The organism is Pseudoalteromonas sp. BZB3, from assembly GCF_040104455.1.
Classification (GTDB): Bacteria; Pseudomonadota; Gammaproteobacteria; order Enterobacterales; family Alteromonadaceae; genus Pseudoalteromonas.
The window spans coordinates 309,723-325,742 of sequence record NZ_JBECOS010000009.1; the positions used below are offsets into that span (position 1 = coordinate 309,723).

Annotated in this window: 13 protein-coding genes; 9 read left to right on the plus strand and 4 right to left on the minus strand. The window is 40.1% G+C overall.

Annotated elements, in window-relative coordinates:
- The first annotated feature begins 37 nt into the window (after nucleotides 1-37).
- On the plus strand, nucleotides 38-1,588 hold the full coding sequence (locus tag ABMY35_RS09510) for a tryptophan halogenase family protein (protein ID WP_349285988.1): 1,551 nt from the start codon (nucleotides 38-40) through the stop codon (nucleotides 1,586-1,588).
- Here ABMY35_RS09510 and ABMY35_RS09515 read toward each other — a convergent pair.
- Nucleotides 1,578-2,258: a DUF6445 family protein gene (locus ABMY35_RS09515; protein WP_349285989.1), complete on the minus strand. Its 681-nt coding sequence runs from the start codon at nucleotides 2,256-2,258 to the stop codon at nucleotides 1,578-1,580. The two genes, ABMY35_RS09510 and ABMY35_RS09515, sit on opposite strands and share 11 nt — an antisense overlap.
- Nucleotides 2,259-2,486: 228 nt before the next feature.
- Between ABMY35_RS09515 and ABMY35_RS09520 the strand changes: the two genes are divergently transcribed.
- The 6 genes from ABMY35_RS09520 (at nucleotide 2,487) to ABMY35_RS09545 (ending at nucleotide 9,650) form a co-directional block, all read left to right on the plus strand.
- Nucleotides 2,487-3,197 carry a SapC family protein gene (locus ABMY35_RS09520; protein ID WP_349285990.1) on the plus strand — a complete coding sequence of 237 codons (711 nt, stop codon included), beginning with the start codon at nucleotides 2,487-2,489 and terminating at the stop codon, nucleotides 3,195-3,197.
- Nucleotides 3,198-3,332: 135 nt separating this feature from the next.
- On the plus strand, nucleotides 3,333-4,361 hold the full coding sequence (locus tag ABMY35_RS09525; protein ID WP_349285991.1) for an isoaspartyl peptidase/L-asparaginase: 1,029 nt from the start codon (nucleotides 3,333-3,335) through the stop codon (nucleotides 4,359-4,361).
- 82 nt (nucleotides 4,362-4,443) lie between these two features.
- Nucleotides 4,444-4,872 (plus strand): CBS domain-containing protein, encoded by a 429-nt coding sequence (locus ABMY35_RS09530; protein ID WP_349285992.1) that lies wholly within the window; start codon nucleotides 4,444-4,446, stop codon nucleotides 4,870-4,872.
- A 122-nt stretch (nucleotides 4,873-4,994) separates the two neighbouring features.
- A complete protein-coding gene (gene hrpA / locus ABMY35_RS09535; protein WP_349286126.1) occupies nucleotides 4,995-8,879 on the plus strand; it encodes an ATP-dependent RNA helicase HrpA in 3,885 nt (1,294 codons plus the stop codon).
- 87 nt (nucleotides 8,880-8,966) lie between these two features.
- The gene (locus ABMY35_RS09540) at nucleotides 8,967-9,350 is read left to right on the plus strand and encodes a response regulator (RefSeq protein ID WP_138483044.1); all 384 of its coding nucleotides are present in this window, start codon (nucleotides 8,967-8,969) and stop codon (nucleotides 9,348-9,350) included.
- A gap of 9 nt (nucleotides 9,351-9,359) precedes the next feature.
- Nucleotides 9,360-9,650, plus strand: a complete 291-nt coding sequence (locus tag ABMY35_RS09545; RefSeq protein WP_349285993.1) for a PilZ domain-containing protein — start codon at nucleotides 9,360-9,362, stop codon at nucleotides 9,648-9,650.
- A gap of 64 nt (nucleotides 9,651-9,714) precedes the next feature.
- Here ABMY35_RS09545 and ABMY35_RS09550 read toward each other — a convergent pair whose 3' ends face one another.
- Nucleotides 9,715-13,902: a DEAD/DEAH box helicase gene (locus tag ABMY35_RS09550; protein WP_349285994.1), complete on the minus strand. Its 4,188-nt coding sequence runs from the start codon at nucleotides 13,900-13,902 to the stop codon at nucleotides 9,715-9,717.
- A 64-nt stretch (nucleotides 13,903-13,966) separates the two neighbouring features.
- Nucleotides 13,967-14,449 (minus strand): SsrA-binding protein SmpB, encoded by a 483-nt coding sequence (gene smpB, locus ABMY35_RS09555; RefSeq protein WP_058029532.1) that lies wholly within the window; start codon nucleotides 14,447-14,449, stop codon nucleotides 13,967-13,969.
- 140 nt (nucleotides 14,450-14,589) lie between these two features.
- Between smpB and ABMY35_RS09560 the strand changes: the two genes are divergently transcribed.
- Together ABMY35_RS09560 and ABMY35_RS09565 are read left to right on the plus strand one after the other, a co-directional pair.
- Entirely contained in the window at nucleotides 14,590-15,024 is a 435-nt protein-coding gene (locus ABMY35_RS09560) for a type II toxin-antitoxin system RatA family toxin (protein WP_349285995.1), read from the plus strand.
- Nucleotides 15,024-15,338 carry an RnfH family protein gene (locus ABMY35_RS09565; protein WP_349285996.1) on the plus strand — a complete coding sequence of 105 codons (315 nt, stop codon included), beginning with the start codon at nucleotides 15,024-15,026 and terminating at the stop codon, nucleotides 15,336-15,338. Before ABMY35_RS09560 ends, ABMY35_RS09565 begins: the two co-directional genes overlap by 1 nt.
- A 232-nt stretch (nucleotides 15,339-15,570) precedes the next feature.
- Here ABMY35_RS09565 and bamE read toward each other — a convergent pair whose 3' ends face one another.
- Complete coding sequence (bamE, locus tag ABMY35_RS09570) at nucleotides 15,571-15,930, minus strand: outer membrane protein assembly factor BamE (RefSeq protein ID WP_349285997.1); 360 nt, start codon at nucleotides 15,928-15,930, stop codon at nucleotides 15,571-15,573.
- Nucleotides 15,931-16,020 lie beyond the last annotated feature (90 nt).

Sequence of the window (16,020 nt, forward strand, 5' to 3'; positions counted from 1 at the left end):
TTATCTTAAAATTGGCTATTGCTCAATAGAGGTATTTATGATCAAAAAGATTGTTATTGTCGGCGGAGGTACCGCGGGATGGTTGGCTGCGTCACATATTGCAATGCGTTTAAAGCCGCATTTGAATAAATCGTATTCAGTTGTCCTCATTGACTCTCCTGATATTCCTACTGTAGGTGTAGGAGAAGGCACTGTTCCAGTTATTAAAGATACTTTGAAATATTTTGGGATCAGCGAATCTGAGTTCATAAAACAATGCGATGTTTCATTTAAGCAAAGTATTAAGTTTGTTGATTGGGAGTACTCTCCAGGTACAACAGAAAAAAATTATTATCACCATGGGTTCGATTTCCCAAAGCTAAAGCCTTTTGATATCACACCGAATTGGCTCTTAGATGAAGAGCTCAATAAACTACACTATGCCGATCTCGTATCCGTTCAATCTCATGCTTGTAATTTGAACCTTTCGCCTAAAAGACTTGTCGACAAAGAGTATGCAGGTATTTTCAATTATGCCTACCATTTAGATGCTGGGAAGTTCACTAACTTATTATCTAAACACGCCATAGAGAAGTTAGGTGTCGAAAATATTAAAGCGACAGTAACAGATGTATCTACTACAAATAGTGGTTATATAAATGGCGTTGCCACAGAAGAAGCAGGCTTCATTGATGGTGATTTTTTTGTTGATTGTACTGGCTTTAAAGGTTTACTGATAAATGAAACTTTAAAAGGTGAATTTATTCATAAAGGGGATATTCTTCTTGCTGATACTGCACTTGCAATACAAGTTCCTTATGAAGATGAAGAGCAAGAAATCCCACCATTTACTATTTCTACAGCACAAAAAAATGGTTGGATCTGGGATATAGGCTTGAGAACCAGACGTGGTGTGGGTTATGTCTTCTCTAATAAACATGAAACACTTGATGAAGCGCTAAATGTTTTATCTCAATATTTAAATCAAGATGTTACAGAGAAAGATGTTAGAAAAATAGATATGAAAGTCGGCTATCAAAAGCAACCATGGATTAATAACTGTGTTGCTATGGGCCTATCTCAAGGATTTGTCGAACCCTTAGAGGCAACAGGTTTGCTAATGTTTGATGTGACGGCTCGGATATTTGCAGATTTAATACCACCTGATAAAGCCCTTTTAAATTGTACGGCAGAACTTTTCAATCGTGATATCACTCAAATGTGGGAATCTACCTGTGACTTTATTCAACTTCATTATTGCTTGTCTAAACGCACAGACTCACAGTTCTGGATTGAAAACACAGATGAAAGCCGTCTATCGCCTACCTTAAAAGAAAAGCTTTCACTGTGGCAACGCAAATTACCTTCACAATTTGATTTTAGATATAGTGTGGACTCTTTTCGTTTAGATAATTTTCTATATGTGCTTTATGGCATGAATTTTAAAACAAATTTAGAACACTATGCCCATATGTTTGAAAATAAAGAACAAGAAATTCAAAATTTGAAGAATTCAATTTCGGAAGGAGTTAGATTTTGTGAGCAAAATCTAACTGGGCACAGGGACTTTTTAGAGCAAGTTAATAAATTTGGCTTGGCTAAAGTCTGAGCTCAAAATCAAGTTCAATAAAAGTAGTAATAGTAAGTCTTCCCTCGGTTAGTTTTGACACAGTTAAATCGACAGAGGGAATACATGCTGAATGAAGCAAGTTACCCGGGTAACATATTAATTTCCCAAATTGGGCTTGTTCATAATGTGTTCTGGTGAAAAGAGGGTGATTATCTTCTATATACTGTGAACTCTTATTGTTTAAATGAGTCATTTCATTAGCGAGTGTATCGACGTAACTAGCCCTATTTTTCGCGGTAACGACTTCAATTTCACTTGAGTTATGGTGGTAAAACCCTGTGCCACCAAACTCTTGAGAACATAAATAATGAACGATAGCGATTTGATTGTTCAACTGGCTATCAAAGTGGGGAACTTGTTGGTAGTCATGTAGTTCTTCATGTGATGTTGTTGTCAGGGCATAGTTACAGGCTACTCTTTTCACGTTTTTTAATTCTGCACTAAAATTAGATAGTAAGCTGGGAATAAGTTGGTTGATAAAGTCAAAATACGTCTGTGGAACTTTAGCCCAAAGCCCTGGGTAGCTATTACTCGGTGCAATCCAGTCGGGTTTATAATTAGAGGCTAATTTTTTCCACTTTATACTTTCTTCAACTTTCATCAAAGAATAAGTGTATTTATCCGTTTTTTCCCATTTATCTTGTTTCACAATAGTGACCTTTTAAGATATATGTTTGTTTAAATATAGTGGTTTGATTATCTCTTATTATCTGATTTTTAAACAGTCTTATACTGCATTTACATATTTTTTATGATTAAAGGTAAATTTGTATCCTTTTTGTTAGCCAGAACTTCATTTTTAGGCTTTCTTTTTTGTTCTAAAACCGCTAGCCTAAGGCTAATTTTTTTAAGAATACATATTATATGGAGTAGTATTATGGCGGAGCAACAAGTGCAGCCTTTACATAACGAGAAGCATGCCAACATTAAAGTAAAAAATGGCATCAACGTTGAATTTTTAAAATCACAGCACTTAATGCCAGTAGTAGCGCATGAGTTCGCGCGTGTTGCTACTGAATTCCCAATGGCGTTTGTTAAAAACACTGAGAATGGCCAATTCCAACCAGTTGTCATGTTTGGTCTTGAGCCAGGTGAAAACTTATTTGTACAAGATGGCAAGTGGACTGCAGGTTTTGCACCTCTAGCTGCTGCTCGTTACCCGTTTGGTCTTGTGAAGCACCCTGAAGAAGATCAATTCGGTATTGTTATCGATGAAGCAAGCCCACTAGTTGGCGAAGAAGAAGGTAATGCGTTATTTGCTGATGGCAAAGAAACTGAATACCTAGAGCGTCGTAAAGAAGCATTAGTAAACTATGTAGAGTTTGCACGTGTTACTGAAGCGTTCACTGCTTATCTAGCTGAGAAAGAGCTTTTAGTTCAACAAACTTTAACAGTTGAAATCGCTGGCGAGAAAAAAGACATCAACGGTATCTACCTTGTTGACGAGCGCAAGCTAAATGAATTAAGCGATGAAGCATACTTAGAGCTACGTAAGCGTGGATACCTAGCGCCTATCTTCTCTTTCTTGACGTCTACTCACCAAGTAGCTCGTTTAGCGCGCTTAAAAGCACAGCGTCAAGCTAGCTAATTATTAAGCGTTTGAAAAAAAGCACCTGAAGGTGCTTTTTTTGTGCCTGCAATTTGGTTAATTAAGTTTGACTCGTTTTGTTGCTATTTAGTTACAAACTTCTCAAGATGAACTAAAAAAGTCCAAGGATAAAATATGAATAAGAAACCACTATTAGCGGCTATAGGTATTGCTATAGCAAGTTTTGGTGCGATGGCACAAACGCAACCTATTGCAATCGCAATTCATGGTGGTGCGGGTACAATTGAAAAAGGCCGTTTTACACCAGAGCAAGAGAAAGCCTATAGAGCAAAGTTAGAAGAAGCAGTAGAAGCAGGGTATAAAGTGCTTGAGTCTGGTGGTGAGAGTCTAGACGCTGTTACCAAGGCGATAAATATTTTAGAAGATTCACCTTTTTTTAATGCTGGTAAAGGTGCTGTTTATACTTACGATGGTTCTCATGAATTAGATGCATCTATTATGGATGGCCGAAATCGTCAAGCTGGGGCTGTTGCAGGGGTAAAAAAGGTTAAAAATCCGATAGATTTGGCCCGTTCAGTGATGGAAAACTCAGTGCATGTGATGCTGAGCGGAGAAGGCGCCGAGCAGTTTGCAAAACAACAAGGCTTCGATTTTGTAGACAATAGTTACTTCGATACTAAACACCGTTATGAAGCCTTGATCAAAGCCAAAAAGAAACTAGATGCGGCTAATAAAACCAGCAAAGATTATCAGGCTGCGCACTATGCGCTTGCAAACGAATATAAGATGGGCACAGTCGGTGCCGTTGCTTTAGACAAAAATGGTAACTTGGCTGCTGGCACATCGACAGGTGGTATGACTGCAAAGCGTTTTGGCCGCGTGGGTGATTCACCAGTAATAGGCGCGGGTACATTTGCTGATAACCGTTCATGTGCTGTTTCGGCGACTGGTCATGGCGAGTATTTTATTCGTTATAGTGTTGCCAGTGATATTTGTGCAAGGGTCCAGTATCAAGGAAAATCAATTGAACAAGCGGGTAAAGAAGTGATCCATGATGTTCTCATGCCTATCGGCGGTACAGGTGGTGTAATTATTGTGGATACCAAAGGCAATATCAGTATGCCGTTTAATACCAAAGGGATGCATCGAGCCAGTAAGTCTTCATCACAAGATACCCAGATCGGTATTTTCAAAGATGATTAACTGGTTAATTTTTTGAAAATACATGCAACTCCATGATAGCCAGCTATATTTAACTAAGCTGGCTTTTTAATGGAGCGAAATAATGCATTCAATCAAAGTAAAAGACTATCTTAATCATCGCCCAGTTACCTTCTCTCAAAATATGCGCATAGAAGCTGCAGTAGAAAAACTATTGCAAAGTGGCCAATCGGGTGGCCCCGTTATTGATGAGAATAAGAAAGTAATAGGGTTTTTATCTGAGCAAGACTGCTTAAAAAAGATGTTAGAAGCAACTTATCAAAACGAGTCTCACAGTGTGGTGTCTGATGTCATGAATGCCGAGCCTTTTTGCGTTTCGGCAGATGACAGCATTGTTCAAATGGCCGACAGAATGACTGTGAATACCCCAAAACTGTATCCAGTTTGTGATAGTGATGGTATTTTAGTTGGGGTAATTACTCGAGCACATGTTTTGTTAGCACTTGATAAACACCTTCACGATAATTATGAGTCCGGTCATCGATATGTGTGATTTGCACACATAGCGATAAATTAAATAATCGTATAGCAGAACAACAACTTCAGTAATAGGCTCAGTAAACGGTTTTTGATATACTTGCCGCTGTTTTATTTTTTTAAAAGAGTGTCGTGGAAGTGAGTGTAGGACCGCTGTTTACTGAGCTAAAAACTTGCCTTAAGAAAGATCAGTTTATTTTTAAAAAACGCCTGCATGGTGTTAAAAAAATAAATGACGAGAATAAACAAACCAAAGTTATTGCTTCAATTAAGAAAGATATTGAGGCCAGTCAGTCGTTGCGTGTTACTCGCTTAGAAAACCTACCAAAAGTAGATTACCCCGAGCAACTTCCTGTTAGCCAGAAAAAAGACGAAATAAAAAAAGCCATCGCTGAAAATCAAGTTGTGATTGTCGCCGGTGAAACGGGCTCAGGTAAAACCACACAGTTACCAAAAATTTGCCTAGAGCTAGGTCGTGGAGTCGACGGCTATATTGGTCATACTCAGCCTCGTCGATTAGCGGCAAGAAGCGTTGCAAATCGTATTGCCGAAGAACTGAATTGTGATTTAGGTGAAGAGGTTGGTTTTAAAATTCGATTTAGCGATCAAGTTGGCGACAGCTCGTACGTTAAACTGATGACCGATGGTATTTTGTTGGCGGAAATTCAGAACGATCGCTATTTGAATCAGTACGATACGATTATTATTGATGAAGCTCACGAAAGAAGCCTTAACATTGATTTCATCTTAGGTTATTTAAAAAACCTTTTGCCTAAGCGTCCTGATCTAAAAGTCATCATCACATCTGCAACCATCGACCCTGAACGTTTCTCTAAGCACTTCAATAATGCGCCTATCATTGAAGTATCGGGTAGAACCTACCCTGTAGAAGTCAGGTATAGGCCAACACTTGATTTAGCTGGCAATGAAAGCGAAGCAGAAAACGATCAACTGCAAGGCATTTTTGATGCGGTTGATGAGTTATGTGCCGAAGGGCCGGGTGATATTCTTATTTTCATGAATGGTGAAAGAGAGATCAGAGATACCGCCGATGCGCTAAGTAAGCGGAATCTAAAGGGCGTAGAAGTCTTACCGTTATATGCCAGACTCTCCAATGCGGAGCAAAATCGTATTTTTGCCACGCACAGCCATCGACGCATTGTTTTATCAACCAACGTAGCTGAAACATCACTGACTGTACCAGGCATTCGTTATGTGATTGACCCAGGTACTGCACGTATTAGTCGTTACAGCTATCGAACAAAAGTACAACGTTTACCTATCGAGGCCATTTCTCAAGCCAGTGCTAACCAGCGTAAAGGTCGATGTGGTCGTGTGGCTTCAGGTATTTGTATACGTTTATATTCAGAAGAAGACTTTTTAGGTCGTCCAGAGTTTACAGATCCTGAGATACTTCGTACAAACTTAGCATCGGTTATCTTGCAAATGCTTGGCTTAGGACTTGGCGATATCAGTGAGTTTCCGTTTGTACAGGCACCTGATAGTCGTAATATCAATGACGGTATTGCCTTACTTGAAGAACTCGAAGCGGTTCATCCTTCAAAAAGAAGACAGCAGACTAAGCTCACTCAATCTGGTCGCGCTTTGAGCCGCTTGCCTATCGATCCTCGCTTGGCGAAAATGGTGTTGTCTGCTGAAAAGCTGGGCGCATTGCATGAAGTCATCGTCATAGTTGCTGCCTTATCTATTCAAGATCCTAGAGAGCGCCCGCAAGATAAAAAAGGTGCATCAGATGAAAAACATGAGCGCTTTGCGCATCCTGATTCTGATTTCTTAGCATTCTTAAATTTATGGTATTACTTAGAGCAACAACAAGAAGAGTTAAGCCGTAGCCAATTCAGAAAGCTTTGTCAGAAAGAGTTCTTAGCCTATATGCGTATTCGTGAATGGCAAGATATTGTTTATCAGTTGACCACAGTCTGCGAAGAAATGGGGATGAAACTCACTGATAATCAGGCTGAAGTAGATAACGTTCATCAAGCCTTGCTCAGCGGTATGTTGAGTCATATTGGTTTTAAAGATGAAAAGCAGGTCTATAAAGGGGCGCGTAATAGCCAATTCCATATTTTTCCAGGTTCTAGTCTTTTCAAAAAGTCGCCAAAGTGGTTGATGTCAGCAGAGTTGGTTGAAACCAGTAAGTTGTATGCCCGTATGAATGCGAAAATTGATGTGGCTTGGGTGCCACCGATTGCTCAGCATTTAGTGAAGCGTAGCTTTAGCGAGCCTCACTGGGAGAAAAAGCCAGGTTGTGTAATTGCTTATGAGCAGCAAAGTCTGTATGGCATGATTATCGTCTCTAAGAAGCGGACCGTATATAGTCAAATTGACCCCGTTGTTAGCCGCGAATTATTCATTAAAGAAGCGCTGATTGCAGATCAACTTGGCCAACAAGAAGGCTTTTTGAAATATAACCAAGATCTAATTGATGAAATCCACACGCTTGAGAAAAAAGCACGTCGAAGAGATATCTTAGTAGACGAAATTACTTTGTTTGAGTTCTACGATGAAAAAATCCCACAAGACGTGAATAACCGTGCTGCGTTCATCCATTGGTGGAAAAAACAAAAGCAGAAAGATAAGCGCTACTTGCATATGTCTCGTGACTATTTAATGCAACATGGGGCGGAGCAGATCACTGAGTTCGATTATCCTGATACGTGGCAACAAGGTAATTTAATTCTGCCTTTGAGTTATCATTTTGAGCCGGGACAGCCTGTTGACGGTGTTACGGTTAATATTCCTTTGGCACTGCTTAACCAAGTTCAAGATGAAGGGTTTGACTGGCATATTCCTGCACTCAGGCACGAACTTATATGTGGTCTTATCAAAAGTTTGCCAAAAACGTTAAGACGAAATTTTGTTCCTGCACCAAATTATGCTGATGCAGTTTTAGCGAGTGTTGAGCCGATGCAAGGGCGCTTAATTGATGCACTTAGCAATCGTCTACTGAAAATGACAGGGGTTCGTGTTGCTGAAGAGCAATGGGATACCAGCACGTTAGATACGCATTTAGTAATGCAATTTGAAGTGGTTGACGAGAAAAATAAGATTTTAGCTCACGGTAGAGATTTGCTGAAATTAAAAGCGCAATTACAAGGTCAAGTAACAAGTACACTGTCTAAAGTGGCAGAGCAGGGTATTGAACAAAGCGATCTCACACAATGGGAATTTGGCGAGTTACCAAAAGAGTACACTAAGAAGCAGGGGAACTACGAAATCAAAGCATTCCCTGCGCTGGTGGATAAAAAGTCCAGTGCTGCCATTGAATTATTCGATAATGAATTAAAAGCACACGATGCGCATCAGCAAGGGTTAAGGAGGTTGGTGTTATTAAATGTGCCGTCACCAATTAAATACTTGCAGCAGCATTTACCAAACAAGGCCAAACTGGGCTTGTACTTTAATCCGTTTGGTAAAATACAAGACTTGATTGATGACTGTATTGCCTCTGGTGTGGATGCCTTGTTACAAAAACATGGTGATATTCGAGACGAGCAAGCGTTTGAGCAGGTAAAAGAATTTATCCGTGGTGAGCTAGGTGATGCGGTGGTTGAAATTGCCACTCAGGTAGAGCAAGTGTTAAGTGTTGCTCATGCTATTAATAAGCGTATGAAAGGCAAGGTTGACTTAACTATGATCACAGCACACGGTGATATCAAGTCACAGCTTGAATCTCTAGTTTTTAGAGGGTTTGTAAGTAAACACGGTGCTGAGAAGCTCAATGATTTACTGCGTTATATGAAAGCCATTGAGCGTCGTTTAGAAAAACTGCCCGTTGATCCAAATAGAGACAGATTGTGTACATTAGAGTTAGGTAAAGTAGCTCAAGAGTACCAGAAAAAGCTGACGAAAATTCCAAATGGTTTACCGGTTCCGAAAGAGCTTGAAAATATTTTTTGGATGCAGCAGGAACTAAGAGTGTCTTTGTTTGCTCAAACATTAGGAACACCTTACGCAATTTCAGCTAAGCGTGTACTTAATGCACTTAAAGAGTGTGATTAATTGACAATTCGCCTTGCAATTTGAGCTAGGCGAATTACCTTAATAAGAGGAACTAAATTGAGTATTGAAAAGGAAGTAGCATTGCCAATGACAACTCAAGTAAAAGCAAAACCAACGCCGCATGTGTTGGTGGTTGATGATGAATATTTTAATTTTGAAATGCTCACCACAGCGCTATCGAGTAACTTTGAGCTCAGTTATGCTGACTCAGGCAAGTCATGTTTGTCATCGGCTATCGCGAACCCACCTGATGCTATTTTACTAGATGTCTGTATGCCAGGCCTTGATGGCTATGATACTTGTCGGCTATTGAAAAATACGCCAGAAACAAAAGACATTCCAATAGTCATGTTATCAGGGCTTGAGTCTGAGCAAGAGCAACAAGCCGGATTCGAAGCTGGGTGCGATGCTTACGTAGTAAAGCCTTTTTCAATGCAACAATTACTAGAAAAACTAAAATCAATGGTTTAGGAGTACTCTATGTTGCACGAAGATAAACGCCGCTTTATGCGTATGATGGTCAATGCTGAGGCAAAAATTTCAGTTTTACAACAACAACTCACTCTGGTTGGTAAATGCTTAGATTTGAGTGCGACAGGTCTTTCCATTGCGGTTGAACAACCATTAGAAGTCGACACCATACTCGATATTCATATTGACTCAAGCAGTGCTAGTATTCCGCCTTTGAATGCCCACACTAAGGTTGTGCGTTGTGCGCAAGATGAACAAGGTCAATATGTACTGGGTGTTGAAATCGTTCAATTCAATTAAGAAAATTCTTTCTTTGATTCAGGTGATTGAATAGGCTTATTAAGCCCTCAATCACCAAATCTGACTAAAACGTTTCTTTTAACAAACCAAGTAATTCTTGCACACTCAGTGTATCTAATGAATTCCCCTCATCAAGTAACTTATCCGCAAGTTCTTTTTTATGTTCATGCAGGGCGAGGATTTTCTCTTCAATAGTTTGCTCTGCAACTAAGCGATAAACCGTGACAGGCTTTGTCTGTCCAATGCGGTGTGCGCGATCAGAAGCCTGAGCCTCAACCGCGGGGTTCCACCACGGATCAAGATGGATAACATAATCAGCTGCGGTGAGGTTTAATCCAGAGCCACCGGCTTTTAAGCTTATTAAGAATATTTCACCTTCACCGCGTTGGAACGCATTAACACTTTGCTTGCGCTGCTCTGCAGGGGTTGCACCATCAATATAATGAAAAGGTATTTGCTGTGCTTCTAATAGCGCTTTTACCGCTTGCAAGCTACCGATGAACTGGCTGAATATCAGGGCTTTGTGTTTATTTTCTCTAAGTTCACTCAGCAACAGAGCCAGTTGCTTCAACTTTGAACTTTCGATGTCGGCATTTGGTGATACTAAAGTGGGGTTACTACACGCTTGTCTTAGCTTGGTTAGCTCAGCAAAAATCTGCATACGCTGTGTTGCGATACAATGTTCTTTTTGAATTGCTGCCAGTTTCTCGACGGCATTGACTCTTATTGCTTCATATAAATGTCTTTCTTGCTCATTCAGTGGCACATGAATATCTATATGTGTGCGTGGCGGCAGTTCAGTTAATACCTCAGATTTTAGTCGTCTAAGAATAAAAGGCTTAAGCAGAGTTTTTAAACCAAAGGCGGCTTTTTTGGCCTTTATTGGGTCTTCGTCACTTTGCTCAATAGGTTGAGCGAAACGGCGGTTAAAGGTTTTTAAGTTGCCTAATAACCCGGGGTTTACAAATCTGAATAAGCTCCATAGTTCACTTAAGTTGTTTTCAAGCGGCGTACCTGTGGTGATCATTCTAAACTCGGCCTTTAAAGCGCAAGCAGCTTGTGCTCTTTGCGATAACGGGTTTTTAAGTGCTTGTGCTTCATCAGCCACAATTGTTTGCCAGTTAATATGTTTAAGTATATCAATATGGCGTTGCAACATGGCGTAGCTGATAATCAAACATTCATTGCCTGTGAGCGCTTCGACAAATTCAGAATTAGGGTTGTCAGCAAAATTAAAAACACTCAAAGTGGGTGTAAATTTCTTTGCTTCTTGTTGCCAATTAAAACAGACCGAAGTGGGTGCAATGATCAACGTTGCTCCCTGTGATGCGCGAGCTTGGATCACAGCTAGCGCTTGTAATGTTTTACCTAAGCCCATGTCATCCGCCAAACATGCGCCTGCACCCCAATGAGCTAACTTCATCGCCCACTGAAAGCCTTCAATTTGGTAGTGGCGTAAATCAGCATTTAAATAAGGCGAAAGCTTGGGTTGCAACTTTTCAGCTTCAAACATACGCTGGGTTTGCTGCTCCCAGCTATATAAGGTTTTCATGCGCATACCAGACATGGCTTCATTGATCACTTTGCCTGCAAGGGGATGAAACTGTCCGTGCTCGCTAGCCATATTAATGCTATCGAGCCTGGCTTTTAATTGCTCTGACAAGCACAACACTTGCTCAGACTCTAGCTTGATAAAGCGACTACCACTTTGTTCGGCTAATTTCAGTAAATGCTTAACGGCTATGACTTTGTCATCATCTAGCTGAAGCTCGCCTTGTAAATTAAACCATTCATTTTGACGGTACATTGCAAGCTGTAAATGCTGCGTTTGTAGCTCTGGTGATAAAGAAAGGGTTTTACCTTTCGGCCATCTTAGTAATAAAGGTAAGGAAGCCTGCTCTTGTTTACTGATGTCTTCAAGTTTTAATAACACCTCATACGCATCCTCAGGCACTGAAACTTTAAGCTGGTTTTCTGCCATCGCCTGAAAGGCTGGGCAGAGTACGTCTAAGCGCTCCAGTAACTCCTGTTCAAACGCTAAGTCTCGAGATGTGGTTAGCCGCTCATGATTTATTAATGCAGAGATATGCTTTGCGCCGATAGCTGGTTTAAAAGCCGGGCCTTCTTCACCTAAAGGCATCACAATGCATGTAAACACCAAACCCTCTTGATAGGGTTGGATATTGATGACAAGTTTATTATTCGCAGTGGTTGGTTTGGTGGTTGATATTTGGCTATCTGCTACTGATTTATTGTCTAGATTACTTTGAATATCAATCAAAGGCGCTATGGCTTGCACACTTTGCAACAGCTCTGCTTCGGCTGAAATAGGCAGAACAAGCCCTTCTTCGCGGATGATACGAGCCACTTTTAAATGCTCGGTTTCAAAGATGCTAAAGCCATATTCATCAGGCTGCATTTGATAAAAAGAGAAAACAGGGGCTTCGCGTTCTAATGATTTTGGTAAATGACTGATTGAAACATGGATCTCTTGTTGATGCTTGTCGATGAGCACAGCAGGGGAGTGCTCAGAAACACTAATTGGCATCGTAAAGTCATCGTTGAGATAAATGTTCTGTGCGCCTTTGATTGCCCTAAGGGCTTTAAGGCCAGTTAACTGATACTGAGTGTCTGTACCTCGGTAATCTTCAAAAGCAAGCTTTTCAATCGCTTGAATGATGGTTTTGTCTTTTACGGTTAAGCAGTTTAATGAACTCGATGATTCTACTAGCCGCTTGGCTGAAATTGGTTTTCCTTTACTCCACCCTTGAGCTGACCTCGTTTGTATTCGTGCGGTGAAATAGGAATGTTCACCTGCAAAGTGTAATTCCCAGATTAATCGCTCATCGCTATTTGATTGAGCACTATCGGGTTGAGATAGATTAGTAAGCGCTTTCAGTTGCGATAAAGCTCTATCCCATCTTGGCTTGGCTTTAATGCTTTGGGTAAAATCAATCGTAAGCGGTGTCGATTCATGACGTAACTGACGAGTAAGATTAGCAAATAGAGTCAGCTCGCCTTGATCAAAATTGCTCACGAGCGTATTCACTTGTTCTCTATTTAAATTTGCAGTTTTAGAAGTCCAACACTGAGCGTAGAGGGTGAGCAAAGCCGCGATATTCTTTGAAAACACCGAGTGCTTAACGTCGTTTATTACGTCATTTAAATAAGCAGGTTCTGCCTTCTGAATAGCTTGAGTCAACTCAATAAATATAGAAGCGATGAGTTTGTCGAATGAGTTTGAGTGCTTATTATTTTTTTGCTGTTTACACAACTCAATGAGTTTTGTCAGTTTACTTGGCTGATTGTCGGCGCCTTGTAGTAACAGCGAAAGCTTTTGGAACAACCCAAACACACCAAATAAGTAGTCTGACTTTTTCCCGTAGAGCTTATTTTTAAGCTTAATGGCTTGCTCGAATTCATCAACTGATTCTTTTATTTTTCCGTTGAACAAACAAATCGTGGCCAGTATTTGCCTGTGATACAACGACTTAGCTTCGCCTGCTAATAAGGCTGCTGCTTGTTCAAATTCACCTTGGAAAACTAAATACTCGACATAGAGCAATTTGAGCGGTAAAAATTGACAATGTTGGATCACACTTTTAAGTAAATTAAGCGGGAAGCTGAGCGAAGCGCCTTTTTGTTTTCTAAACGCTAACCAAGTCGCAAATGCTTGATATTGAATGCTTTCAGGCAGCTCTGTAAAAGCCGATTCGTTGAACGGCATAAAGCAACATTCAAGCAGAATTTGGTTTCTTTTATGGTCAATGATTTGCGGATTTTTATCCAGACGAAGATGTTTTTCTAGACTCTTAAATTCTTTGAGATAGAAATAGTCGCGGGCGAGCCTTTGTTCATCTTGGAAGGTTTTCTCCCAGTCATATAGCTGTAAAACGGGCACAACGTCTTCAGCGAGCTTTAGAATGGGTAAAAAGCTCCCTTGATGAATACTGAGCTCTGTTAATTTATTTGCTAGAAGCGGGTTGACCTTGTGAACATCGCCTTTTGCACTGAATAGTCCACTTTGCGCTAACACTTCAATATCTGGATTGCTCAACCGTAATAAATTAGTAGGCCAATCAATTTGGGTTTGATTACTCAGCTTTCGGCAAAGCTGATTGATATGTCCACGACTCAAAGGCTTATAAACGACGGCCAATACCATCAACAGCTTTTGTTGTTCAATATTGAGTGTTTCGTATAGTTGAAACAATAGATTTTGTTGCTGTGCGGTTTGTTCTGAAATAAGCATCTGGGTTTGGCGTCGTTTGAAAAAATAAACCCCAGCATGCTGGGGTTTAGAGTAATTATATTGCTTATCTGGCTTTATGCTTCATTAAGCGCTCTTTGTCGCGCGACCAGTCTTTGTCTTTGATATCGGCGCGCTTATCGTGCATCTTCTTACCTTTGGCTAAATGGAACTCCAATTTAACCCAGCACTTTTTCCAATACATTGCAGTTGCAATCAGTGAAAAACCATCGCGCTCAGTAGCACCAATCAACCTATCTAGTTCACGCTTCTTGAGAAGCAGTTTACGATATCGCATTGGATCACAAATAACGTGAGTTGATGCACTGTTTAATGGTTGGATCTGAGCACCAAGTAAAAATGCTTCGCCGTCTTTAAGATGAATATAAGTATCAGAGATATTTACTTTACCTGCTCGGATACTTTTAACTTCCCAGCCTTGTAGTTCAATACCTGCTTCGAACTTATCGTGTAAAAAATACTCGTGTCGCGCTTTTTTGTTTAGCGCGATGGTATTGCTGTTTGCTTTTGGTGATTTTTTCTTTGCCATAATGGCGTAGTCTACCTACAAATGATCTGATTAAACAGGGCTTTTTTAGCTTTGTTACTTATTTTTACCCACTCATGCTTTGTAAACAAGATAATTATTAAAAAGCTTGCTAAAATCGCGTCAAAGCAAGTGGAGTAGCTATGCCGCAGATTGAAAAAAGTGCGCTGGTGATGTACAGCAGCCAAGAAATGTTTGACTTAGTCAATGATGTAAATGCGTACCCTGCATTTTTACCAAATTGTTCCAACGCAAAAATTATTTCTGAGGACGAGTCTTCAATGACCGCCAGTTTAGAAATATCGAAAGCGGGCCTTAAAAAGTGGTTCACAACAAATAATCGTTTAGCAGGCAACAAAGTTGAGATGAAATTGGTTGACGGCCCTTTCAAATCACTAAATGGTTATTGGGAGTTTACAGCGCTTGATGAGCAAGCATGTAAAGTGTCTTTAAAACTAGAATTTGAATTTGCCAGTAAACTGATTGAAATGGCCTTCGGGAAGGTATTTAACGAAGTTGCCAAGAACATGGTTGTTGCGTTTACACAACGCGCTAAAGCCGTATATGGGGTGAGATAATGATCAAGGTTGAAGTTGTGTTTGCATTACCAGACACTGCAACTTCGCTCTCTGTCGATGTTGCCGAAGGCTCGACGGCTGAGCAAGTGGTTTTACAATCAGGTATTGCTGATAAGTGTCCCGAAATCGAACTGTCAAACCTGTCACTCGGTATTTGGAATCGTACCGTCAAAAATCATCAAGTAGTGAGAGAGGGAGATAGAATTGAAATCTATCGCCCTTTAATTGCCGATCCTAAAGCGGCAAGAAGGCAAAGAGCCGAAAAAGCCAAAGAAGAAGGTCGTGCCAATAAAATAACGGGTGGTAGAGCGTAATACCAATCCTCAATAATACTTAATCATTTTAAGGGATTAAAGCTGCCGCTAACCACGTTAAAAATTTCTCATTTAGAACAACTAAATAGCAAAATTTTCGCCTCGTTATCGACAAGCTTTCCTTGCCTCAAAATAGATCACTTAATTAAGAGGATTGGTATTAATACCAATCCTCAATACTCTTAAAGTATCAAAAAAAGGGCTTAAGCCCTTTTTTCATTTATAAAATCAATTATTGTTCTAGCGGAATATTAAATTCTTCTGGCTCTTCAAAATCACCACTAATTCTCGCAAGAAGGCCATTCTCAAAATAAACGACTAAAGATTTTCTATGCTCAGATTCACGACCAATATTTAGCGTGTAGCTATAGTGCCAGCTGTCATTTGAAAAAGCATCTTTTGCAACTGGGCTCCCCAAGACGTAAAGTACTTGCTCTTGGGTCATCTGAACGCGTAGTTTATCTACATCACTTTGTTCTAAAAAGTTCCCTTGTGGAATACTAATTCGATATACCCAACTTGAACAGCCAGACAACATAACAGTCATAACTACTGCACTTAGCCAAACAGCGAGGGATTTTTTTACTAGCATTTATTTTTTGATCCTTATTCTTTTATTGTTTGCATCATACCGATTGCGTACAGAAGGTAAAGTTTCTTGATACACTTTGACGGTATGAAG